Consider the following 23174-nt stretch of genomic DNA (forward strand, 5'->3'; position numbering starts at 1 on the left):
AGCAGTATAGACACTTTTATCGATGTTAAAACATTAAACGGAACTTATATAGTAAGCATTTCCTTTTTTCTTTGTCGCCGTTACGACTTGTTCTGTAATCTCGATATTCGATTTGTTTTTTAAATCATTCGCGGTATATAATGAATGTTTTTTTGAAGTGTATAGTAGGAATTGGCCAGTAACCTCGATATCTTCTTCATGAGTACTATGCTCATTAACATGCTCTTTAATACTTTTAAAAACTTGATCCTCCGTATATACTTCGGCGGATTTTTCAGCACTCTCTGCAAATGAATAAGTAGGTGCAAGAACAGTTTGTAATGCAAGAGAGAGAGTTAATACACTATAAAATTTCTTTTTCATATTTTTTTTAACACATTAGATTATGGAATCTAGTGTTAACATTCCTCCTTTATATATTGTATTTTCGCTATGTAACGATTTTTTGTACTAATAAATTTTAACAAGAGAAAATCATGATGTCTATATACATGAGCGATATTCATAAAAAGAATTATTTGAAAAAATGTAAGAGAAACAGGTAAAACCTTCTGTATTGACCTGTAAACGCCCTTCAAGTAAACTAAAGAGAGTTTGCAAATGAAAAGGTGATAATGTGTTAATTTCAATTAAAACGTTACAAGATGATCGTTTTTTACGTCCGCTACAAAATATTGGCGGCTTATTTTTTGAAGATAGTACGATTGGATTTGAACAAGAGGAAGCGAATCTGATCGTTGATATACACATTGAGGATAATGTGAAAGCATCCGCTCGATTAACGGATGTTAGCACAGGAAATGTGTATGAAGAGACATTCTCGAAAGATTTATCTGCTTTCACAGATGAAAAAGAGCGTATGAAGCAAGTGAAGCACGTTGTTTCTTATGTATATCTTTCTGTTCTTCAGCAGTTAACTGGACTTGAACAAAGCTGGGGTATTTTAACGGGAGTACGTCCGACGAAACTTCTTCATAAAATGCTTCAAAATGGTATGTCAAAAGAAGAAGCGCATCAAGAACTTCGTGAAAGTTATTTAATTCATGAAGAGAAAATTGAACTTCTTCAGCGTATTGTTGATTGCCAATTAGCAGTTGTTCCGGATTTATACCGTTTGAAAGAAGAAGTAAGTATTTATATAGGTATTCCGTTCTGCCCAACGAAATGTGCATACTGTACATTCCCGGCTTATGCGATTAATGGACGCCAAGGGTCTGTTGATTCGTTCTTAGGTGGTTTACATTATGAAGTTCGTGAAATTGGTAAGTTTTTAAAAGGAAAAGGTGTGAAAGTTACGACGATTTATTATGGCGGCGGTACACCTACAAGTATTACAGCGGAAGAGATGGATATGCTGTATGAAGAAATGTACGAAGCGTTCCCAGACGTGAAAAATGTACGTGAAGTAACAGTTGAGGCAGGTCGTCCAGATACGATCACGCCAGCAAAGCTAGAAGTGTTAAATAAATGGAATATTGACCGTATTAGTATTAATCCGCAGTCATACCATCAAGAGACATTAAAAGCAATTGGGCGTCATCATACTGTAGAAGAAACAATTGAGAAGTATCACTTAGCTCGTGAAATGGGAATGAACAATATTAATATGGACTTAATTATTGGTCTTCCTGGTGAAGGGCTAGATATCTTCAAGCACACGTTAGATGAAACAGAAAAGTTAATGCCAGAATCATTAACAGTTCATACGTTATCATTTAAACGTGCTTCTGAAATGACGCAAAACAAACGTAAATATAAAGTAGCAGGTCGCGAAGAAATTACAGCGATGATGCACGAAGCAGAAGAGTGGACGCAAAAACATAATTACGTACCATATTACCTATATCGTCAAAAGAATATTTTAGGTAACTTAGAGAACGTTGGTTATGCAATGCCGACGCAAGAAAGTATTTACAACATTGTCATTATGGAAGAAGTACAATCGATTATCGGACTTGGCTGTGGTGCATCAAGTAAATTTGTTCATCCGAAGACGGGAGCAATTACGCACTTCGCGAATCCGAAAGATCCAAAATCATATAACGATGGCTTCGTAAAATATACAGAAGATAAACTGAAAATTTTAGAAGAGCTATTTGTATAAGAAGAAAGAGGTTGTTCCGATGTGGAATAGCCTCTTTTTTATTCCGCTATTTGTGGGAGTTTTGCTGCCTGTAAATGCCTGATCGGTGAGGACTGATTAAAGTTGTGGCCGATATATTCAAAAAATCGCCAATATAATTTCACTTACCGATAAGTGGCGCTGTTTGTAAAACTATGTCGATAATAATCAGAAAAATTAGTCAAAACATTGAAGGACAATGTCTACTTATGGACGAAATGATAGATTTATGAAAGAGAAAAGGGGGAAATTGTTGGCATGTACATGACGATAGGGAGAATTTTTGATTTATCTGTTGGTAAGTATCCGAATAAAGAGGCGTTAGTGGAACCTGAAAAAAATATTCGCTGGACATATAAACAGTGGGATGCACAAATAAATAAAACGGCGCACGCTCTATTAGAAGATGGAGTAAGAAAGGGAGATACGGTATCTGTTTACTTATATAACTGCCATGAATTTGTAAACGTTTACTTAGCTTGTGCGAAAATTGGTGCAATTTTTAACCCGATTAACTTTCGCTTAAAGGCGAAAGAAGTATCTTATATTCTTCAGGACGCATCCTCGAAAGTCGTTGTCTTTGAAAAAGCAGTTGAGTCAACTGTTGCTATCATTGAACGAGATTTTCCAAATACATCTTTTTGGTCTATAGAAAACGATAAACCTTCCTATGCAAGTTCCTACCATGAAAAAGTGAATGCAGCATCTTCTGAGAAAGTAAATATCGAAATTGATGAAATGGATTTTTGTTCTATGCTTTATACGAGCGGTACGACAGGTCATCCGAAAGGCGTATTACATCGTCATCGTGAAATGGCTGAGCATAGTATGATTTGTACGTATTTCCTAAAATATAATAGAGATAGTGTTGGGCTTGTTGTTGCGCCTTTATATCACTGTGGTGAATTAAATGCCGGAATCATACCACGCATTCAAGTTGGCGGAAAGAATGTCATTTTGCATCATTTTGATACAGACACAGTATTACATACGATTCAAGAAGAAAAGATTACGACGTTCTTTGCAGCACCGACGATGTGGAATATGTTGTTGCAAAAAGATTTAACTCAGTATGATTTAACTTCAATGAAAATCGGTATATATGGCGGAGCGGCAATGGCACCGGCGTTAGTGAAGGAATGTAAAGAACGTCTTTATATTGATCTTGTTCAAATATACGGAATGACAGAAATGGGACCAGTTGTTGCGTTTCTCGTAGAGGAGGATCAAATTACGAAAGCTGGTTCAGCAGGCACGCCATGCTTTAGCCATGAAGTTCGTATTGTGAAGCCGAACGAGGAGGCACCGGCAGAACCAGATGATGTATTACCTCCTTATGAAGTGGGAGAAATTATTTTGCGCGGTCCAACTATGATGGCTGGCTATCATAATCGTGAAGAGGCGAATAAAAAATCGATGTATAAAGGATGGTATCATTCTGGTGATTTAGGATACTTCGATAAGGATGGTTATTTATTCGTTGCAGATCGCGTTGATGATATGGTAATTAGCGGTGGTGTAAATATTTACCCTCGCGAAATTGAAGATTTCCTTCATAGTCATCCCGGTATATTAGATGTGGCGGTACTTGGTGAGCCAGATGAATTATGGGGAGAGCGTGTGGTGGCAGTTATTGTGAAGAAAGATGAAACAATAACAGAAGCTGATTTAGAAACGTATTGCAAAGAAAGTGACGAATTAGCAGATTATAAGCGTCCGCGTCATTATTTATTTGTAGATGAACTTCCGCGTAATGCGAGCGGGAAGTTGCAGAAGTTTGTGCTGAGGGAGTCGTTGAAAGGGACAAAAAAATAGAGAGTGGGGGACACCCACTTTCTATTTTTATTTGCGTGAAAAACCTTCTTCATCAAGGTATTCCGCAGCTTCTGGATAAGAGTTGAATGTACCGTCTAAGTTTACACCAGCGTACACGTTCCACATGTCATCCTCTGAAATAAGAGTAAGAATATGACCATCTTCGTTCTGCCATTCTTCTTCTTTTGCAGGTTCTACAGGTGCTACTACTTCTTCTTGTGATAGAAGGTCAATTGATTTCTCAATTACTGAACGTAACTCTTCTGCTGAAAACTCACGGATGTTAACCATACCTTTATCATCCGTTTTGTAACCTTTAATACCGCTTGCATACACAAATCCATTTCCATTTGGGTGTAAATGAAATACAACGTTCTTTTTATCTAAACGACTTTCTTCAAAGTGGAAGTTTACACGTTTTAATGATACGTTCTTTCTTTCTAGTTCTGGGAAAGATTCAATAATCGATAATTTTTCTTCAAAAGTTAGCATAGTGCCTCCAAGTATATAGTAAAAGATTTAATTTGTTCATTATAGCATAGTTGCAATTGTTTCCAAAGATAAGGGGGAAACTTTTCATTGAATACCTTTCCGTCACGAGAATGTAAAAAGTGAACTAACGAATATATCTTTTTAGGTGTACAATGGAACATGGACTTTATACAAAGGTGGTTTTTTATGTTTCAAAAAATAGCAAAGGAATGTTTAGCAGGATTTACTGTTGCGATCGTTGCGTTACCACTTGCGATTGCATTTGGTATTGCTGCGACAGGAACGTCTGAGGGAGCGCTTGTTGGATTGTATGGTGCGATTTTTGCAGGTTTATTCGCAGCGTTATTTGGCGGGACACCTGGGCAAGTAACGGGGCCAACTGGACCAATTACCGTTATCGCAACAGGAGTTATTGCGACGCACGGGTTAGAGGCAAGTTTTATTGCCTTTATGATGGCAGGGTTATTTCAAATTTTATTCGGTGTATGTAAGCTAGGTTCTTACGTTCGATATATTCCGTATCCTGTCGTTTCAGGATTTATGAATGGTATTGCATTAATCATTATTTTAGGCGAAATAAAGCACGTACAAAATAGTTTTCTACTTGTTGTGTTAACGATTATTGTAATGATTGTTTCTGGTAAATGGATTAAGGCGATTCCGTCTAGTTTAGTAGCACTAGTCGGTGTGACAGCTTTACTACCTTTATTTTCTTCTCTACTCGAAGGACTTACAGTAAATTTACCGATTATCGGAAATCTTTCGTTAAATAAAGTAATTGAAAAGATTGGAACCATTCCAGAAGCGATACCTACGCTTCATATTCCATCTTTAAGTGGAACAGGAATAGCAGCACTTATTTTACCAGCGCTTAGTATTGCTTTATTAGGATCGATTGACTCGTTGTTAACATCGGTCGTAATGGATAATGTGACAGGTACACGTCATAAAAGTAATAAAGAGCTCGTTGGACAAGGTATCGGTAATATGATGAGCGGATTGTTTGGCGGATTAGCAGGTGCAGGTGCGACTGTAAGGTCTATCGTGAATATAAGAAGTGGCGGTAAAACGGCACTTTCGGCGTGTATGCATAGTGTTATCTTATTCATTTTTATTATGGGGCTTGGTTCGGTCGTACAATATATTCCACTTGCTGTACTATCAGGTATTTTAATTTTAACTGGTATTGGAATGTTCGATTGGGAAAGCATGAAAAAGATACATGTCGCTCCTAAAGGTGATGTCGTTGTTATGCTCGTAACGATGATTGTGACGGTGAAGTTCGATTTAATGATTGCTGTTGCATTCGGTATTATTCTTTCGTTCATCATATATATGGTGAAATGTAAAGAACGTAAAACTTCTATCGTAAAAGAAAGAGAAGAAACGTATACGATTCAAGGACCGCTCTCTTTCTTATCAGTAGATCGTATTTTCTCTACTTTACAAGATGTGAAGTCACCGGTTGTTTTACGTATGAAAGATGTGCGTTATATGGATGTATCAGGAGCTATGGCATTATTAAATTTTGTTGAGCAATCAAATAAAGCAGGGGCAAGTGTAAAGCTTGAGCAAGTACACCCGAGTATTGAAAAAACAATCGTAGTAATGGCGAACGATGAACAGAAAGAACAATTGAAGATCTTAAGTGTTTAGATGGTAATTAGAATATCTCACAATTTTACATACATTATAATGTAGAGTTGTGGGATATTCTTATAATGTTTTTAGTAATATGTACTGCAGTGATAGAGAAGAGCTCTTTTTGAGTAACGAAAATAGTTATAATGTGTACATATAATGGAAGGAATTAGAAATTAGAGTGTGAAGAGATAGGCGTGAATTGGTTCTCTTTTCTATTTTGTAAAAAAAACCAAGTATTCAACCTATAATAAATTTGTTATGATAACCAATGGGATAAAGTGAATTCCTATCGTTTAAAACAATATGTTTGAGAGTATATGTATAAAAGAAAAGAGAAAAAATATGAATAAAACATTTGTAAAAGGAGCAGCGATTTTAACAATTACAACTTTTTTGTCGAAATTGCTTGGTAGTTTTTTTCAAATTCCATTACAAAATATTGCAGGAGATGAAGTGCTCGGTATTTTCCGCCTTGTTTTTCCTGTATATATGATTGCTCTTACATTATCGGTAGCCGGAGTTCCACTTGCAATTTCGAAACTAATTGCAGAGTTGAACGAAAAAAATAAGCAAAAGGAAATTGCGAAATTATTTAAATCAGCGTCAATTATAGGGATAGCATTTGGCGTTTTCGGCTGTTTAGTCATTGTATTATTTTCTATTGAAATTGCAAATATGCTTGGTGGACAAGAAACTAGAATGCCGTTGCTTATTACTTCATTAGCGTTACTCATTGCGCCATACATGGCGGTTTATAGAGGGTATTTTCAAGGTTTCGGTGATATGAAACCAACAGGGGTATCACAGGTCATTGAGCAATTTGTACGTGTGTTTTTTATGTTAATAATTGCTTACATACTAGTATCATGGGATAAGAGTAATACTGTTATTACTAGTGGTGCGATGGTTGGCTCTTTTCTTGGAGTCATTAGTTCGCTTATATATTTGCGTATAAAATATAATAGAAGTCCATACTACAATAAAAGCAATTCCTATTCACTCCGAGATTTAAGAGAAAACGGCAAAAAGATATTGCGGGTATCGATCCCAATCGCTATCGGAGCTTTATCAATGCCACTTTTAAATTTAGTAGACTCGCTTACAATACCGCATGTATTACAAGGATCATCAACAGAAATTCAAGAACAATTTGGAATATACAGTCGTGGTTTTGCATTCACGCAAATAATTGTTATTTTTGCAAGTGCAATTGTATTTCCATTAATACCACTCTTAACTTCCGCATTGGCCAAAAGAGATATAAATTTGGCGAAAATAACAATTCAAAATACAAATCGACTAACGCATGTTTTGACAGCACCATTAACAATATGGTTGATGGCATTAACAGTACCGTTAAATGTCGGATTGTTCACAGACGTAAAAGGCAGTAGTATGTTAACAGTTATGATTGGCAGTTCGTATTTTACTGCGGTTATGGTATTATCAATAGGTGTTTTACAGGGGATTAATCGTTCTGCACAAGCTGCATGGGTTGTTATTGGTGCGAGTTGTGTGAAAGTCGTATTAAACATAATGTTAGTGCAGAAGGTTGGCATAGATGGAGCGGCGTATAGTACATTAATTACTTACGTATTGATTTGTATTGTAAATCATTTGTATATTCGAAGCTATATTGCCTATTCTATTCATTTAAAAAGCTTTTTTGGTGTGCTAGCAATAGCATGTATTTTGGGACTAGGATTGTATGAACTATGTAATGTGATAGATGTTACATCTTCAAGAATTATGACGTTATTATTCAGTGGTATAGCATTAAGTATTACAACCATTTTGTATGGTGTATGTGCTTTGAAATTAAAATGGATATCAATAAAAAAAATACCATTTTTGAAAAGATAAATATAGAAATTTAATTTTTTATTAAAATTCATATGAGCTGATAAAGAGGAAACTATGTAGGGTATCAAGTGTTTAGGTAAGGAATGGGTACCAGTTTATGTTAGATGAAATAAACGGTTACCTAGTTTTGGAGGAGATTTAGGGTGCGTTTAGTCTTATCAGGATATTATGGTTTTTATAATGTTGGAGACGAGGCGATTCTACAATCAATTATTGAATCGTTAAGTAAAGAGAACCCGGATATAGAACTAGTAGTACTATCAAATGATTCTAAATATACGAAGGAAATGTATGGTGTAGAATCGGTAGATCGCTGGGATATAAAAGCTGTTTATCATGCGATCAAAAACAGTGATGGAGTTATTAGTGGTGGCGGGAGCCTTCTTCAAGATCAGACAAGTACGAAGAGTATTCTATATTATACGGGTATTATGGGACTCGCTCGATTATTAAAAAAGCCGTATTATATTTATTCACAAGGAATAGGTCCAATTACAAAAGGATATAATCGTCTATTAGTAAAATGGAACTTGTCAAAAGCTTCCTATGTATCAGTTCGAGATGAGGATTCGTTTTTATATTTAAAAGAACTTGGTATAAAAAACGATATTGAAATTGTTCCAGACCCTGTTTTAACATGGAAACGGACAAAACAATCGGATTGGTTGCAAAAGCATTCGATACATGGAAAAGTAATCGCGGTTAGTGTGCGTTATTGGAATGCAAAAGAAGATTATATAAAAAAATTAGCTGCGGCATTAAAAAAATTAAAGCAAGAAGGATACCAAATTTTATTTGTTCCAATGCATGAGCCATTTGATCAAAAAGCTTCGCGTGAAGTAGTAGACTTAATGGGAGAAGAGACGTATATGCTTCCATATAAAATGGATATCGACGAGAAAATATTCATTTTATCACAATGTTCACTACTAATTGGTATGCGTCTTCATGCACTTGTTTTTTCTGCTGTAGCCAAAACTCCAATGGTCGGGATTTCATACGATCCGAAAATTGATTCGTTTTTAAGTCAAGTGAATCAGCCAGTTATAGGAAGTGTGGATGGCGAATGGAGTGCTGAATATTTATATGAAATTGCGAAAAAGCAATTAATGCAACAAGGAACTGTGCAGCAAGAGTTACAATTGACAATAGATGAGCTTCGGTTGCAAGGCAAACAGGCAACAAAGAAACTCATTGATCATATGGAAAAAGGCACTTTATTAAAAAAGTAAAGTGTCTTTTATTTTGTTTTGAATGTAATGAAAATTCTAATTAAAAAACGTTTTATTTTAATTCCTATTTATTATGCTAAAATGATTGTGAGTATTATATAATCAAATTTGTGATAATAAATTCGTAGATTACGAGGAGGATAACCTTGAAGACTTTTTCAAAAGGTATAACAGCAGTGGCATTAACGGGATCATTACTTTTAACTCCTATTTCAAGTTATGCGGCAAATGATGATATTACAGGACATATGTTTGAGACGAATATGCGCTCACTTATTACTAAAGGAGTTTTAATGGGGTATGGAGACAATGTATATGCGCCTGATAAATTAGTAACAAGAGCAGAGTTTGCTACATTCATAGCAAGGTCTTTAAATTTACCGAAAGCTGATTCGAATTTCGAGGATGTGCCGAAGACTTACGGTTTATATGATGGTGTAAGTAGAGCATATGGAGCGAAAATTATTAATGGTCGTACGAACGAGACATTCTCACCAAATGATGTGATTACACGTGAAGAAATGTCGATAATGGTAAAGCGAGCGTTAGACTATAAAAATATTAAAGTAGCTGTAAGTCCGCTTACCTTTACTGATAAAGATAGTATTAACTATAAAGAGCATGTGCAAGTTATGGTGGCTACTCAAATTATTAAAGGGTATCCAGAAGATAATACATTTAGACCACATTTATCAGCTACAAGAGGGATGGCTTCAGCTATGTTGGATCGCATGCTTCAGACGATTGAAAAAAACGGAAATAGCAATCCTGTAGAAACTAAGAAATATGTTGTGACAAATGTAAGAGAAAATGGAACAGAGCAAGAAGTAGAGCGCTATAATACGTATAAAGAAGCGGTTACGGCTGCTCAAAATACAGGTATGAATGCGGTGAAATACGAGAACGAATTTTTATGGATTAAAGATGGTTTTGCAAGTGCGAAAAGAATAACTGGGCAAAACATCATTAATATTTATGATGAGAAATTGTCAACAGTATATACGTATCTTCAGTATGGAACTGAATTTAAAGTGTTAGAAGTTGGCGAAGATCGTGTGAAAGTTCAAGTTTCTGGTTTGACAGGTTATGTGAAGAAGAATGAAATCACTTTAATTCCTACAAATGAAATGAAACAATCGTCTTATTATGTGAAATCAGATGGATATTTATACCATAAATATTATACATATAATACAAGTTCACCTGGATATACAGAATTTAGATATGGTGTGGCACCTTCTTTCATGAAGCAAGGACAGCAAATGTATAGTGTAGATGGAAAGACATTCGGAGACGAAACTTTCTATCAATATTTCAATTATTTATCATTACGTTCGAAAACAGATTATACAGCTGAACAACTAGATAGTTATGTGAAATCGATTAAGCCAGACTCTCCATTAATTGGTTTAGGAAAGAAATTTAAAGAAGTAGAAAGCAAGTATAATGTAAATGCATTATTCTTATATTCATTAGCAATTCATGAAAGTTATTATGGAACAAGCGCTCTTGCAAAAGACAAAAATAATTTATTTGGTTTAAAAGCAACAGACGATAGTCCATATGGTAACGGAGAAGCATTCAATTCAAAAGAAGATTGTATTGAACATGCAGCAAAATTATACATGAATGAAGGATATTTAAATCCAGGACATTGGCGTTATACAGCAACATATACAGGTGATAAAGCTGCTGGTTTAAATGCGAAATATGCATCTGATGCGAACTGGGGTAAAAAAGTAGCGGGGCATATGAACCGTTTTGATTCTTATTTAGGTAAAAAAGAATACAACAAGTACAAACTTGCACGTGTGATGAATAACGTGGAAGTGAAAAAGAATCCTAGTATATCAAATGAGCGACTGTATCGTTTAAATACAAATGTAGTTGTTACAGTTACTGGTGAAGAAATAATAAATGGAAAAGCGTGGGTTAAAGTTATTTCAGATAACCCTACTGTAACAGAAGCGTATATTGCAAAAGAAAGCTTAGAGTACGTAAAACATTAATTAAATAAAAAAGAAGGTGCTACTAATATTTCGTAGCACCTTCTTTTTATCCCGCTATTTGCCGGGCAGTAATCCCCCACCTCAAAATTCAGTGGAAGCAAGGAAGTTAGGTGGGGGATGAACTGCCCGTAAAAGCCCGATTGGTTCAACTAATAATCAGTGGGGGATGAACAAAACCCCCACTGATTAAAGTTTCACTTTATTCAATTTCAAAATCAACAATGATATAAGCGAGTATAACAACGAAGAAAATACTAACGGCTGGCGCTGTTAATACGTGGCCAGACATAAAGCCAATGCCAAGTGATAGAATGAGTGTGCTCGCTAATAGCATATACTTTACGGTCATGATTTTCTTAAAGTTTGTGATCATGCGGATGAATAATTTAATACCAAAGTATAGAAGTGGTATTAAGTAAATAAGGAAACCGACAATTCCAAATGCGAAAAATAGGTCATGGAAGTCCATTTCAATTAATTTAATTTTATCTGTGTAGTTACCAGCGTAACCCATTCCGAATAGTTTTTGTGAAAGCGGTGCGTCTTTATAGTACTGTTTGTATGTTTTTAAGAATTTGTCGCGATCGCTGTAAATTAAACTTTTTACTTCAGAATCTGTAAGTTCACCTTTTGCATGTTTTTTTGCATCTTCTGGATCTTCTTTAATTACTTTTCCTTCTTTTCGATCTTTTTCTTCTTGTACTGATTTTTTATATTCGTATATTTGCATGTGAATGCCCATATTTTTTGCGATAGGAGTATGCGGTGTAAGAACAATTAAACCTCCTAGTATAACTGCGGCAACAACGGTATTTACAATATGTGTGAATCCTTTTCCTTCTTTTTTACGATTTATCATATATTCAATGAATGAGAAGAAAAGTGCTACGCCTAATGTAATAACAATTGCGCCATATCCGACTTTCGTTCCGACCATAATACTTGCATACATCGCAAGTATTGTTGGAATCCAGTAATATATTTTCGAGAAAGAAGTTGTTTTATGAATCGAATATAAGACAATGATTGGGAACATAATGGCGAAAAGAGAACTTAAATCATTTCCAGCGAAGAACCAACCTCTTGAACCGATTTTTGAGTGAGGATAGCTTGGAAAATCCGTTCCAGTTTGCATTGCGACAATCATAGTGATACTTAAAATTAAAGTTGCATATAAGAAATATGTAATGATTTTATGAAATACATACTCTTTATTTTTTAGCTCTTTAAAGGCGATAATATATCCAAACAGTAGCACAATTGGATATACGCTCTTTAAAATGAATTTAACTTCTTCTCCAAATGAAACTGGCGATTTAACCATCATATTATTTACAAGACCGATTGCGAGTGCGATTCCGAGTAAACATAAATAGAGGATGTACTTTTTCGCATCTTGTTGTTTGTGATGAAGAAGTAGGTATCCTAATGCAAGAAGCATAAAGGCGAAACGGACTACAACTCCAACTGTTGCGCTCATGTGTAATATATAGATTGAAAAAGATGTTAATAAATCTAAAATTGGTTGAAACACAATGAATAGCAATAGGAAATGTGGGAAGTAGTTATCCGTTTGTTTCAACTTATTAACCATATGTTCCTCCAGTTCTTCATTCCTTTATTACAACACCCAAAAGATGGGTATAAAGCCTTTTTTACATAGTAAGGCGAATGAATTTCAATATTTGTTTTTTATCCCGCATTAACGGGCAGTAAGACCCCGCCTCAAAATACAATACAGCGGAAGCAAAGAAGTTAGGTGGGGATCAACTGCCCGTAAAAGCCCGATTGGTGAGGACTAATAATCAGTGGGGGATGAACACCCCCCACTGATTAAAGTCTCACTTTATCAAACTTAAGAATACACCATTTCATTGTAATGGTAAATAGATGAAAAGCATGGATAAACCGACTTTAATTTCTATATTTTTCAACGGAATTGTATGTTTTATACGGTATATGTACAAATTGCGAGATTATTAGACAGAAAATTAAGAAAAAAGAAGGATTTTTTAATGCTTTTCTATAATTATATAAGTATAATCTTTATGGAGAAAAGAGGGGTATATATAATGGAAATAACAAGTAAAACAGAATCTGTCGTTGTGAAATATGAAGGTAACGTTGCAACGGTTATGGTCAATCGCCCAGAGGTGTTAAATGCGTTAGATGAGCCGACATTAAAAGAGTTATTACAAAAGTTGAAAGAAGTAGCGGAAAGTTCTGCGCATATCGTTGTGTTATGCGGGAACGGCCGTGGTTTTTCTGCGGGTGGGGATATTAAATCGATGCTTTCAAGTAATGATGAAAGTAAGTTTGATGGCATTATGAATACCATTTCTGAAGTTGTCGTGACGTTATATACGATGCCAAAGCTTGTTATTAGTGCAATTCATGGACCAACTGCAGGTCTTGGATTAAGTATTGCGTTAACAGCTGATTATGTAATGGCGGATATATCATCTGTTATTGCAATGAACTTTATTGGAATCGCTTTAATTCCAGATGGAGGCGGTCATTTCTTCCTTCAAAAGCGCGTCGGTGAAAATATGACGAAGCAAATTATTTGGGAAGGCAAGAAATTATCGGCGAGTGAAGCGCTTGATATCGGCTTAATTGATGAAGTAATCGGCGAAGATTTCCAAACGGCTGTGAAGCAAAAAATTAGTGAATGGTCACAAAAACCGATTAAAGCAATGATTCAAACGAAGCAAATTTTATGTGAAGTAAATCGCTCTAATTTAGAGCAAACATTGCAATTAGAAAAGCGTGGTCAATATGCAATGAGACAAACAGCGGATCATAAAGAAGGAATTGCTGCGTTTTTAGAGAAACGTTTACCAGCATTTAAAGGGGAATAAAGTTTGTCCATTCCTCACTGATTATTAGCTCGTTAATTCGGGATAAAGGGGAGAAAGTGCTAACACATTTTAGTATAATTGTGTTAGCACTTTTTTTAAGGAGTAATACATGAAGAAAATGATCGGTATTATGACTATTATTTTGCTTACATATTATGCTTTGCATAGTACACCATCTGTGGCAGTTCGGACTGCGTTATTTTTTGAGGGACATCCAAGTGTTGCGTTTTCTGACGGGGTGACGAAAGAAAAAGACGTGAAAAAAGAAGCGATTCCAGATGAGCACCAAACCTTATACGGTAATGAAGAAGACTCGGAGCACTATTTCTTTCCGCATGTAAGAGCACACGGATCAGGAATTGATATGATTAGTGCATGTGTGAAGAAGGAATGGTTTTTCTATAAAGCAGAGCTCGGGTGTTATTAAATATAGGAGGATGAATGATGTCAGCATATAACAAGTTAGTAAGAGATCGTGTTCCAGAGAAGATTTTAATGTCTGGAAAAACGTATACAGCACAAAAATTAACAGGTCAAGCATACATACAGGCTTTAGCGAAAATTGGAACGGAAGAAATTCGTGAATTTGCTTCTATGAAAGAACGCGAACATGCGCTAGATTCTCTTGCGGATGCACTAGAAGTAATCATTTCATTAGCACGTGCAGAAGGTGCATCGATTGAAGATGTAGAACGCCTTCGTAAGAAAAAAGAAGTAGAGCGCGGTGGATTTGAAAGAGGGATTTATTTATTAGATGTTTCAGAAGAATAGTTTTATAGGAAAAGCATAGCGTTACTCATTAACGCTATGCTTTTTTGTTGCAATAAAGCTAATAATGAAGAAGATAGCTGTTAATATCCAGCCAATTGTAATAGAAGTAGTAGTATGAATGGCATAAGAGATTTGTAAACAAAATAATGATGCTAAAAACCAAATGAGTGCAATGTGTATATATTTCTTTGATATATTCATATTTCAGGACTCCTTTTGTATACTAAAAAGAATTTTACTACAATTTAGAAAATTAAGCTATATGAGTAGAGGTTTTCTGGCGAATTTTGTATACTGAATAGTAGAGAAAATGAGGAGGAAACGACAATGGCACATCATACGAAAGAAACGATGGAACTGATTAAGGAGCTTGTCTCTATTCCGAGTCCGTCTGGAAATACGGCGAAAATTATTAATTTCATTGAAAACTATGTCAGTGAGTGGAACGTAGAAACGAAACGTAATAATAAGGGTGCTCTTATTTTAACAGTAAAAGGGAAGAATGATGCGCAGCACCGCTTATTAACGGCACATGTTGATACGTTAGGTGCGATGGTGAAAGAAATTAAGCCTGATGGTCGCCTGAGTCTTTCTATGATTGGTGGATTTCGTTGGAACTCTGTAGAAGGAGAATATTGCGAAATTGAAACATCAAGTGGCAAGACGTATACAGGAACGATTTTAATGCATCAAACATCTGTACATGTATATAAAGATGCAGGTGAAGCAAAACGCGATGAGAAAAATATTGAAGTTCGTATAGATGAGCGCGTATTTTCAGCTGATGAAGTACGCGAATTAGGAATTGAAGTAGGAGACTTCGTGTCATTTGATCCGCGCGTTCAAATTACAGAGAGTGGATACATAAAATCACGTCATTTAGATGACAAAGTAAGTGTTGCGATTTTATTAAAATTAATTAAAAGATTACAAGATGAAAACGTAACATTACCATATACGACGCATTTCTTAATTTCTAATAATGAAGAGATTGGATACGGTGGTAATTCTAATATTCCAGACGAAACTGTTGAATACTTAGCAGTTGATATGGGAGCGTTAGGTGATGGACAAACATCTGATGAATATACAGTATCTATTTGTGCAAAAGACTCTAGCGGCCCGTATCATTAGAGCTTGCGAAAACGAATCATATTGAATATAAAGTAGATATTTATCCGTACTACGGATCTGATGCATCAGCTGCGATTCGCGCGGGATTTGATGTGAAACATGCGTTAATTGGAGCGGGTATTGATTCTTCTCACGCATTTGAACGTACACATGAAAGTTCTATTGCGCATACAGAAGCATTAGTGTATGCATATGTAATGTCTAATTTAATTGAAGAATAATTTCATAGATAATAGAGAGCTGATTAAAAATATTATTTTTAATCAGCTTTTTATTTGGCGAAGCGATTAGGAGACATGTCCTAATCGTTTTTTTATCTCGCTATTTGTGGGCTGATTAAAGTTTTGTTTTATATACATTCATTATAAGTTATATATATGCGATTTTTGTTATAAGGCCGGAAACGTGTTTACTATAGATATATAATGTTATACACTATGAAAGGAATTAATTAATAGTTAATATTTTTTATTTAGCTTGATTAAAAAGATTGCATGAATATGAAGTTTTGAGAGGAGATTTATTTTTCATGAAGTACAAAGCAATAGCCGCAGGTTTATTAGCAGCAAATTTACTAGCACATCCAATTAGTAGTTTAGCAGAAACGAAGAAATTTCCTGATGTTTCAGATAGTGCGTGGTCGAAAGACGCAATTTATTATTTAGTAGAGAGAAATGTAATTAACGGTATGCCAGATGGTAACTTTATGCCATACGGAAATTTAACACGTGCCCAGGCAGCAAAGATTATCGCAACAGCAATTGGTGCTAAAGTAGATCCTAATGCAAAGCCGTCTTATAATGATGCAAAAAATAGTTGGGCAGCTTCATTTATTGCAGCTATGGAAAAAGAGAATATTATTAAAGGGCGAGAACCAGGAGTATTTGATCCTGAAGGAAAAGTAACTCGTGCTGAAATGGCAGCTATGCTTGTAAGAGCATATAATCTGAAGAGCAAAGTAACAGGACCAGTGCCTACAAAATTCGCTGATTTAGAGAATCATTGGGGTAAAGAAGAAGTTAATATTTTAGTAGAATTAAAACTTTCTTTAGGTACAGAGAATGGCTGGAAACCGAATGATTCTATTACACGTGAACAAGCAGCTCAGCTTACTGCGCAAACAGATAAATTTAGCAAAAATAGTGATCGTCCAGTAGAAACAAAGAAAATGTACATAGATAGAAAATTCATTACATATCACGCACCATCATTAAGTTCTGGAATTAGTGCAAATCAGCATAATCCACAAATGGTTGAAATTAAAGAAGAACGAGATGGATGGATCAAAATTGCAACAAGTAACGGTGATAAATGGACACCTTTAGTAGAGAAAACAGAGGTTATTAATGAAGGATTCACTACTTATGCAGAAGCTTCTTCTTCTTCAAAAGTAATGGGAACACATAACGCACAGCAAGTAACTGTTATTGAAGAGAATGGCAGCTGGGTTCGTATCCGCATGGGCGCTGGTTTCCAATGGGTTAATAAAAATCAATTAAATCCAGTGAAGCAAGGTAACTTCTTAGAAGGAAAAGCGATTATCATTGATCCAGGTCATGGTGGAGCGGATTCAGGTAATCCAGGTTATTATGAGAAAGAAAGTGAAACTGTATTAGATGTATCATTACGATTACAGAAAATATTTGAGAAAAAGACACCATTTACTGTGTTATTCACTCGTACAGATGATACACGTCCAGGAACAAGTGCTTCTGATTCTTTAAAGAAACGTGTAGAATTTGCTCAAAAAAATAATGGGGATATTTTTGTAAGTATTCATGGTAATGGCACGGAAGAGAAAAATGGACAAGGTACAGAAACGTTCTACTATGAATCAGCGACAGCAAGAGGAACAAATCCTAACGTATCAGAAAGTCGTTTACTAGCAGAAAAAATTCAAGAGCGTCTTGTAGATGCACTGGGAACAAAAGATCGTGGTGTGAAAAAAGGCGATTTATACGTAATTAGAGAAAATACAATGCCAGCTGTATTAGCAGAATTAGCATTTGTAGATAATAAAAGTGATGCAGATAAAATAGCTACACCAGCGCAAAGACAAAATGCAGCGGAAGCTATTTATCAAGGTATTTTAGATTACTATGAAGAAATGGGTAACAACGTGTCTTCTTTCCGTTAATAAATAATAAGAGATTGCCATTGGCAGTCTCTTTTATTTATTAAAGTTTCTCTTTATTTCCGGCATATGATATCATTTAATTTTATATACAAAAAAGTATTTGAGTAATTGTAATCATAACAATTTTAAACGATAGAGGATGATAATAGATTGAATAATCATAGTAAAAAACTTGCCTGTATATATACGTATGCATTTCGTGAGGAGGAGCGTGCTTTATGTTACTTGGAAATGCGCTCGTTCTTTGGAATGGAGTCCCACGTTAATATTTTAAAAAGTGATGTCAAAATTGACCCGAGTAGAAGTGCATTTATTAAAGAGCGCGTTGAGGTTATGTATGAAGGGGACGACTTAGAAAGTATTTTAAAACAAGTGGAACAAATTGATTTGGCGGGAGCGTCGTTTAAAGTTATCTTCGTTAAAATCAATGACCTCGTTGGGGAGAATAAAATTGAATATGGAGAAAGACGTCTTATTGAACGAGACCTTGGCATGCATATTGAAGGAGAAGCGGATGTTCGTAATCCAGAGCGTGTATTCGGGATTGTTCCTCTTGGAGGACGCTGGTACTTCGGGCACTATGTAGAAAGCGAACCAGTTTGGTATCATCACATAAAAAAACCGCATAGTTATTCGACATCACTTAGCACACGTGTTGCGAGATCAGTTGCAAATATCGCTGTACCAAATCCAGAAGGAGTACGAGCAATTGACCCGTGCTGCGGTATTGGAACAGTAGTAGTAGAAGCACTTTCTATGGGGATTAACATCGTTGGTAGAGATATAAATCCACTTGTAGTTCTTGGAACGAGAAAAAACATCGCACATTTCGGATTTGAAGGAACAGTAACAAAAGGACCAATCGAGGAAATTACTGAGAACTACGACGTTGCCATTATCGATATGCCGTACGACCTATTTACACATGCCACACCAGAAGACCAGCTCTCCATTCTTTCAAGTGCGCGCCGCATCGCTAAAAAGGTAGTCGTTGTCACGATGGAAACAATGGATGACATGATCCATGAAGCAGGATTTGAAATTACAGATCGCTGTATTACAAGAAAAGGATCATTTACTAGACAAATTCTTGTTTGTGAATAAGAAAGGAAGGTCACCCGTTTGGGTGACCTTTTTAGTGTAGTTTGATGTGTGATTGATTGGTGGTGTAGATAGATGAATTAGCGGAATTTGTCGGTAAGTCGATATTCCATGGCGAATCGCTGATAAATTTAAAAAATCGCTGATATATTCCGAGAATCGTCGATATCGTTACATTAGAATATTACTGTTCTTTTAATTTTTCTTGTTGTGCGATGAGTAAATTGCGTAATATGTGTCCGCGGTAACTTTCTAGTTTTCGACCTTCATGATAGCGTACGCCTAATTTTTTTAGTTCAGCTACGTACCAGCCTTTTGTTCCGTAATACATGAGATCACTTCCTTTTGCTTTTGAACAGTATATGTTGGGGGGAGAAGTAACTTTACATTGAAAATAATAATGGTAAAAGGAATTTTGCATGTGTGTACGAGAGGAATTGCAAAGTTATCGAGGTGTTTTATAACGTAACATCCAAGCCGTGTATAAAAAAGTAGACAGTTGTATATGAATTTGTTGAAAAAAGAATACACATTGCTGAGGGGATTTGAAAAAAGTAATGCTATACGATTTGGCATGATACTTGCGTTGGAAATAGTATCAACGTATAGGGGAGAGATAGAAATGAAGGTTAGTAAAATATATACAACGATTGATGCACACGTAGCTGGGGAGCCGCTTCGAATTATTACGGGCGGAGTGCCAGAAATAAAAGGAGAAACGCAGCTGGAAAGACGCGCATACTGTATGGAACATTTGGATTACCTTCGTGAAGTTCTTATGTATGAACCGAGAGGACATCACGGAATGTACGGTTGTATCATTACACCGCCAGCAAGTGCTCACGCTGATTTTGGCGTATTATTTATGCACAATGAAGGATGGAGTACGATGTGTGGTCATGGCATTATTGCTGTCATTACAGTAGGAATTGAAACAGGCATTTTTGAAGTAAAGGGTGAAAAACAAAAGTTCATTATTGATAGCCCTGCTGGGGAAGTTGTTGCGTATGCAAAATATAACGGGAGTGAAGTAGAATCTGTATCATTTGAAAATGTCCCTTCCTTTGTATACAAAAAAGACGTTCTTATTAAAATAGATAACTATGAATTTCAAGTAGATATTGCGTTTGGCGGAGCATTTTACGCTGTTGTAGATTGTAAAGAATTTGGTTTGAAAGTTGATTTCAAAGATTTATCTGCTATTCAAAAGTGGGGCAGTAAAATTAAACATTATATAGAGAGCAAAATGGAAGTGAAGCATCCACTTGAAGAAGGTTTAAAAGGAATATACGGCGTTATTTTTTCAGATGAACCGAAAGACAAAGGTGCTACGCTACGAAATGTAACGATTTTTGCTGATGGGCAAGTAGATCGTTCTCCTTGTGGTACAGGAACTTCTGCGAGAATCGCAACTCTTTTTGAAAAAGATGCCTTACAGAAGGAAGAAATTTTCGTCCACGAATGCATTACTGACGGGAAATTCGAGGGAGAAGTATTGTCGGTAACAGCGGTAGGTACATATGAAGCTGTCGTTCCGAAAGTAACGGGTCATGCATTTATTACAGGATTTCATCAATTCGTTGTAGATCCGAGAGATGATTTGAACCGAGGATTTTTGTTAGGATAAAGTGAAACTTTAATCAGTGGAGGGGTTCCCCACTGATTATTAGTTGAACCAATCGGGTTTTTACGGGCAGTTGATCTCCCGTGTAACTTCTTTGTCCAACCGGATTTTTAGATGGGAGTCTTACTGCCCGTTAATACGGGATAGAAGGAGGGGGTGGAAAGATATGCTAGTTATAAGCGCGAACGAACAAAGAAACTTAGTAAATATGAATGAGGTTATTGAATACGCGGCGCTTGCTTTAAAAGAATTTTCCGCAGAAAGAACGATTACACCAATAAGAGGCTCATTACCATTTGCGAACGAGCGAAATACGGCATTAATTATGCCTTCAGTAGCGGAAGGACTTGAAGCACTTGGAGTAAAAATAGTAACGGTAGTCCCGCAAAATAAACAGGTAGGAAAGAAAACGATCAACGGGATTGTGATGCTATCAGACTTTCAAACGGGAGAACCGCTCGCACTTTTAGAAGGATCGTACTTAACGATGATCCGAACAGGCGCCTTATCAGGAGTAGCGACAAAATATTTAGCTCGTCATAACGCAAAAACTTTATGCATTATCGGAACGGGTGAACAAGCGAAGGGAATGGCCGAAGCGATATTTGCGGTTAGAGATATCGAAAAAGTCATTTTATACAATCGCACAGAAGAAAAAGCGTATGCATTTGCGCAATATATACAAGAGAAATTTGGTAAACCAGCTTACGTTTACAGGGATCCAAATGAAGCAATACGTGAAGCAGACATCATCGTCACAACTACGAATGCATCCACACCAGTCTTCTCAGAAACACTACAAAAAGGCGTCCACGTAAACGCCGTCGGCTCATTCAGACCGAGCATGCAAGAACTACCCTCACACGCCATCACAAGCGCAAACAAAGTAGTAGTTGAATCAAAAGAAGCAGCACTAGACGAAACAGGAGACCTTCAAATTCCGATAAAAGAAGGTTTATTCAAAGCAAACGCCATTCACGCTGAACTTGGTCAAATTATAAGCGGAGAAAAAGCTGGACGCGAAAATGATGAAGAAATTACTATTTTCAAATCAGTTGGTTTAGCGGTAGTAGATATTATCGTTGCGAAGTATTTGTATGAGAGAGCGGTGGAGCGCGGAGTAGGGAATAAGATTGAGTTTTGAGACTGCCTTTTGGTGGTCTTTTTTGTTGATGTGGGTGTGCTAGTATTTATAATTGAATCCTTTTAATATTATGTTGAAATGTATGAATTCTGCGCGGACATCAAATCATTAATTTAATTGGGGTATGAAAAAAACTGCACCTCTAATTATTAGAGATGCAACTTTTTACCATTCACGCCATTCTTCTGTTATATCTTCCTCGGATTCTAAGCCAGCTATTTGTGCTGCTGTATCGATAAATTCATAGAGATCTTCTCTTTCCATTGTTTCAATAAAATGGTCATGTTCAATATTTAATTCATTTAATTTAATAACTACCTCTGTAACAACTTGCATTACTTCGACTTCGGTTGGATTCTCTCCTAATCGCTGTAAATTGTTAATGTAAGTATCAAGAACTGTATTTGTTGCACTTATATTTTCTTCAGTAAAAAATTCCCCATCTTCATCATACTCAACCCATGAGGTTGTTGGTTTATTTTTTTTCAATTCATCAAATGTCATGATAACCTCCTAAATGTGTTTTTTGTCTTTAATTCCATTCTATATTTTCGGTCATATATAACAATCCTTTTAGAGTTTTTTTGTAAGCTACTAGTTTTTTAACTCATTTTACGAGGTAACCTATTCGTGGTCTTTTTATTTTATCATCCTTATACATATAGTTTATCGCAAGAATTCAGTAATAGATTTCAAACTTTCTAGTTTTACAAAAAAGTTTGACTTTACATACAGGTAGTGGTAATTTAAAACTTATAAGAAAACTCGGGATTAATTCCGAGTTTTCTTATGGGTATAAACAGTTCAAGGGGGCCGAAAGATGAAACAGAAGTTATTTGCATTACCATTTGTCCTAATATTACTTATTGCATTAGCGGCTTGTTCTGGGGAAAAAGATTCTTCGAAGCAAGCGGGCACTAGTAAATCAGGGACTCCGAAAGACGGAGGGGCGTTAACGATTGGTGTTAGCGATAATCCAGATACGATGAATCCGCTTTATGCGAATGATCGTGTGTCATTAACTGTGCAGCAAGCTTTATATGCGCCGCTATATCATATGGAAGAAGGTAAGAAAAAGTTTGTTCTTGCTGAGAGCTTTACGCCTTCAGAAGATCAATTAACGTGGACACTGAAGTTAAAAGATAATTTGAAATGGCATGATGGTAAGAAAATTATATAAGTTACGTTTAATATTTTAACAATTGTTCAGTTCCTAACCTTTGAA

Annotated in this window: 17 protein-coding genes and 4 pseudogenes; 15 read left to right on the forward strand and 6 right to left on the reverse strand. The window is 35.9% G+C overall.

Going from position 1 to position 23174, the window contains the following annotated elements; all coding sequences use genetic code 11:
• Positions 1-39 precede the first annotated feature (39 nt).
• A pseudogene (locus tag ACODS7_RS24565) lies at positions 40-363 on the reverse strand (S-layer homology domain-containing protein); the annotation flags it as partial.
• A 253-nt stretch (positions 364-616) separates the two neighbouring features.
• On the opposite strand from ACODS7_RS24565, the gene ACODS7_RS24570 reads away from it, so the two are divergent.
• Positions 617-2104: a coproporphyrinogen III oxidase gene (locus ACODS7_RS24570; protein ID WP_098629443.1), complete on the forward strand. Its 1488-nt coding sequence runs from the start codon at positions 617-619 to the stop codon at positions 2102-2104.
• Positions 2105-2380: 276 nt separating this feature from the next.
• Positions 2381-3937, forward strand: a complete 1557-nt coding sequence (locus ACODS7_RS24575; RefSeq protein WP_016082698.1) for a fatty acid--CoA ligase — start codon at positions 2381-2383, stop codon at positions 3935-3937.
• Between the two features lie 27 nt (positions 3938-3964).
• On the opposite strand, the gene ACODS7_RS24580 is transcribed toward ACODS7_RS24575, so the two are convergent.
• Positions 3965-4429: a hypothetical protein gene (locus ACODS7_RS24580; protein ID WP_000954998.1), complete on the reverse strand. Its 465-nt coding sequence runs from the start codon at positions 4427-4429 to the stop codon at positions 3965-3967.
• A 186-nt stretch (positions 4430-4615) separates the two neighbouring features.
• On the opposite strand from ACODS7_RS24580, the gene ACODS7_RS24585 reads away from it, so the two are divergent.
• From ACODS7_RS24585 to ACODS7_RS24600, 4 genes are all read left to right on the forward strand, one after another.
• Positions 4616-6085, forward strand: a complete 1470-nt coding sequence (locus tag ACODS7_RS24585; protein ID WP_098629444.1) for a SulP family inorganic anion transporter — start codon at positions 4616-4618, stop codon at positions 6083-6085.
• A gap of 330 nt (positions 6086-6415) precedes the next feature.
• Positions 6416-7936 carry a putative polysaccharide biosynthesis protein gene (locus ACODS7_RS24590; protein ID WP_029441714.1) on the forward strand — a complete coding sequence of 507 codons (1521 nt, stop codon included), beginning with the start codon at positions 6416-6418 and terminating at the stop codon, positions 7934-7936.
• Between the two features lie 143 nt (positions 7937-8079).
• Entirely contained in the window at positions 8080-9168 is a 1089-nt protein-coding gene (gene csaB, locus ACODS7_RS24595; RefSeq protein WP_001241591.1) for a polysaccharide pyruvyl transferase CsaB, read from the forward strand.
• Positions 9169-9314: 146 nt separating this feature from the next.
• On the forward strand, positions 9315-11177 hold the full coding sequence (locus tag ACODS7_RS24600) for an S-layer homology domain-containing protein (protein WP_098629445.1): 1863 nt from the start codon (positions 9315-9317) through the stop codon (positions 11175-11177).
• A 199-nt stretch (positions 11178-11376) separates the two neighbouring features.
• On the opposite strand, the gene ACODS7_RS24605 is transcribed toward ACODS7_RS24600, so the two are convergent.
• Positions 11377-12771, reverse strand: a complete 1395-nt coding sequence (locus ACODS7_RS24605) for an O-antigen ligase family protein (RefSeq protein ID WP_025687936.1) — start codon at positions 12769-12771, stop codon at positions 11377-11379.
• Between the two features lie 454 nt (positions 12772-13225).
• Here ACODS7_RS24605 and ACODS7_RS24610 point away from each other — a divergent pair, with 454 nt between their 5' ends.
• From ACODS7_RS24610 to ACODS7_RS24620, 3 genes are all read left to right on the forward strand, one after another.
• Positions 13226-14038 carry an enoyl-CoA hydratase gene (locus ACODS7_RS24610; RefSeq protein ID WP_141553267.1) on the forward strand — a complete coding sequence of 271 codons (813 nt, stop codon included), beginning with the start codon at positions 13226-13228 and terminating at the stop codon, positions 14036-14038.
• Positions 14039-14147: 109 nt separating this feature from the next.
• Positions 14148-14465, forward strand: a complete 318-nt coding sequence (locus tag ACODS7_RS24615; RefSeq protein ID WP_243168521.1) for a hypothetical protein — start codon at positions 14148-14150, stop codon at positions 14463-14465.
• Positions 14466-14482: 17 nt separating this feature from the next.
• On the forward strand, positions 14483-14809 hold the full coding sequence (locus tag ACODS7_RS24620; RefSeq protein ID WP_001277348.1) for a nucleoside triphosphate pyrophosphohydrolase: 327 nt from the start codon (positions 14483-14485) through the stop codon (positions 14807-14809).
• Positions 14810-14830: 21 nt separating this feature from the next.
• Here the strand turns inward: ACODS7_RS24620 and ACODS7_RS24625 are convergent, their stop codons facing one another.
• Entirely contained in the window at positions 14831-15010 is a 180-nt protein-coding gene (locus tag ACODS7_RS24625) for a hypothetical protein (RefSeq protein WP_016082691.1), read from the reverse strand.
• A gap of 126 nt (positions 15011-15136) precedes the next feature.
• Between ACODS7_RS24625 and ACODS7_RS24630 the strand changes: the two are divergent.
• From ACODS7_RS24630 to ACODS7_RS24640, 3 genes and pseudogenes are all read left to right on the forward strand, one after another.
• Positions 15137-16164 (forward strand): annotated as a pseudogene (locus ACODS7_RS24630) (M42 family metallopeptidase).
• A 308-nt stretch (positions 16165-16472) separates the two neighbouring features.
• Entirely contained in the window at positions 16473-18080 is a 1608-nt protein-coding gene (locus ACODS7_RS24635; protein WP_243168523.1) for an N-acetylmuramoyl-L-alanine amidase, read from the forward strand.
• 150 nt (positions 18081-18230) lie between these two features.
• Positions 18231-19184, forward strand: a complete 954-nt coding sequence (locus tag ACODS7_RS24640; protein ID WP_243168524.1) for a TRM11 family SAM-dependent methyltransferase — start codon at positions 18231-18233, stop codon at positions 19182-19184.
• A 181-nt stretch (positions 19185-19365) separates the two neighbouring features.
• On the opposite strand, the pseudogene ACODS7_RS24645 reads toward ACODS7_RS24640, so the two are convergent.
• Positions 19366-19595 (reverse strand): annotated as a pseudogene (locus ACODS7_RS24645) (YflJ family protein).
• A 208-nt stretch (positions 19596-19803) separates the two neighbouring features.
• On the opposite strand from ACODS7_RS24645, the gene ACODS7_RS24650 reads away from it, so the two are divergent.
• Together ACODS7_RS24650 and ACODS7_RS24655 are read left to right on the forward strand one after the other, a co-directional pair.
• On the forward strand, positions 19804-20808 hold the full coding sequence (locus ACODS7_RS24650) for a proline racemase family protein (RefSeq protein ID WP_029441723.1): 1005 nt from the start codon (positions 19804-19806) through the stop codon (positions 20806-20808).
• Between the two features lie 163 nt (positions 20809-20971).
• Positions 20972-21949: an ornithine cyclodeaminase family protein gene (locus ACODS7_RS24655; RefSeq protein ID WP_224981095.1), complete on the forward strand. Its 978-nt coding sequence runs from the start codon at positions 20972-20974 to the stop codon at positions 21947-21949.
• A 165-nt stretch (positions 21950-22114) separates the two neighbouring features.
• Here the strand turns inward: ACODS7_RS24655 and ACODS7_RS24660 are convergent, their stop codons facing one another.
• The gene (locus tag ACODS7_RS24660) at positions 22115-22453 is read right to left on the reverse strand and encodes a hypothetical protein (protein WP_224981096.1); all 339 of its coding nucleotides are present in this window, start codon (positions 22451-22453) and stop codon (positions 22115-22117) included.
• Positions 22454-22769: 316 nt separating this feature from the next.
• On the opposite strand from ACODS7_RS24660, the pseudogene ACODS7_RS24665 reads away from it, so the two are divergent.
• Positions 22770-23123 (forward strand): annotated as a pseudogene (locus ACODS7_RS24665) (ABC transporter substrate-binding protein); the annotation flags it as partial.
• Positions 23124-23174: the final 51 nt, after the last annotated feature.

Source organism: Bacillus sp. FG16, assembly GCF_057809515.1.

Coding starts and splice junctions, on each gene's coding strand:
- ACODS7_RS24585 (WP_098629444.1), top strand. CDS start 4,616: ATGTTTCAAAAAATAGCAAAGGAATGTTTAGCAGGATTTACTGTTGCG.
- ACODS7_RS24635 (WP_243168523.1), top strand. CDS start 16,473: ATGAAGTACAAAGCAATAGCCGCAGGTTTATTAGCAGCAAATTTACTA.
- ACODS7_RS24575 (WP_016082698.1), top strand. CDS start 2,381: ATGTACATGACGATAGGGAGAATTTTTGATTTATCTGTTGGTAAGTAT.
- ACODS7_RS24620 (WP_001277348.1), top strand. CDS start 14,483: ATGTCAGCATATAACAAGTTAGTAAGAGATCGTGTTCCAGAGAAGATT.
- ACODS7_RS24655 (WP_224981095.1), top strand. CDS start 20,972: ATGCTAGTTATAAGCGCGAACGAACAAAGAAACTTAGTAAATATGAAT.
- ACODS7_RS24615 (WP_243168521.1), top strand. CDS start 14,148: ATGAAGAAAATGATCGGTATTATGACTATTATTTTGCTTACATATTAT.
- ACODS7_RS24660 (WP_224981096.1), bottom strand. CDS start 22,453: ATGACATTTGATGAATTGAAAAAAAATAAACCAACAACCTCATGGGTT.
- ACODS7_RS24590 (WP_029441714.1), top strand. CDS start 6,416: ATGAATAAAACATTTGTAAAAGGAGCAGCGATTTTAACAATTACAACT.
- ACODS7_RS24605 (WP_025687936.1), bottom strand. CDS start 12,771: ATGGTTAATAAGTTGAAACAAACGGATAACTACTTCCCACATTTCCTA.
- ACODS7_RS24580 (WP_000954998.1), bottom strand. CDS start 4,429: ATGCTAACTTTTGAAGAAAAATTATCGATTATTGAATCTTTCCCAGAA.
- ACODS7_RS24650 (WP_029441723.1), top strand. CDS start 19,804: ATGAAGGTTAGTAAAATATATACAACGATTGATGCACACGTAGCTGGG.
- ACODS7_RS24610 (WP_141553267.1), top strand. CDS start 13,226: ATGGAGAAAAGAGGGGTATATATAATGGAAATAACAAGTAAAACAGAA.
- ACODS7_RS24625 (WP_016082691.1), bottom strand. CDS start 15,010: ATGAATATATCAAAGAAATATATACACATTGCACTCATTTGGTTTTTA.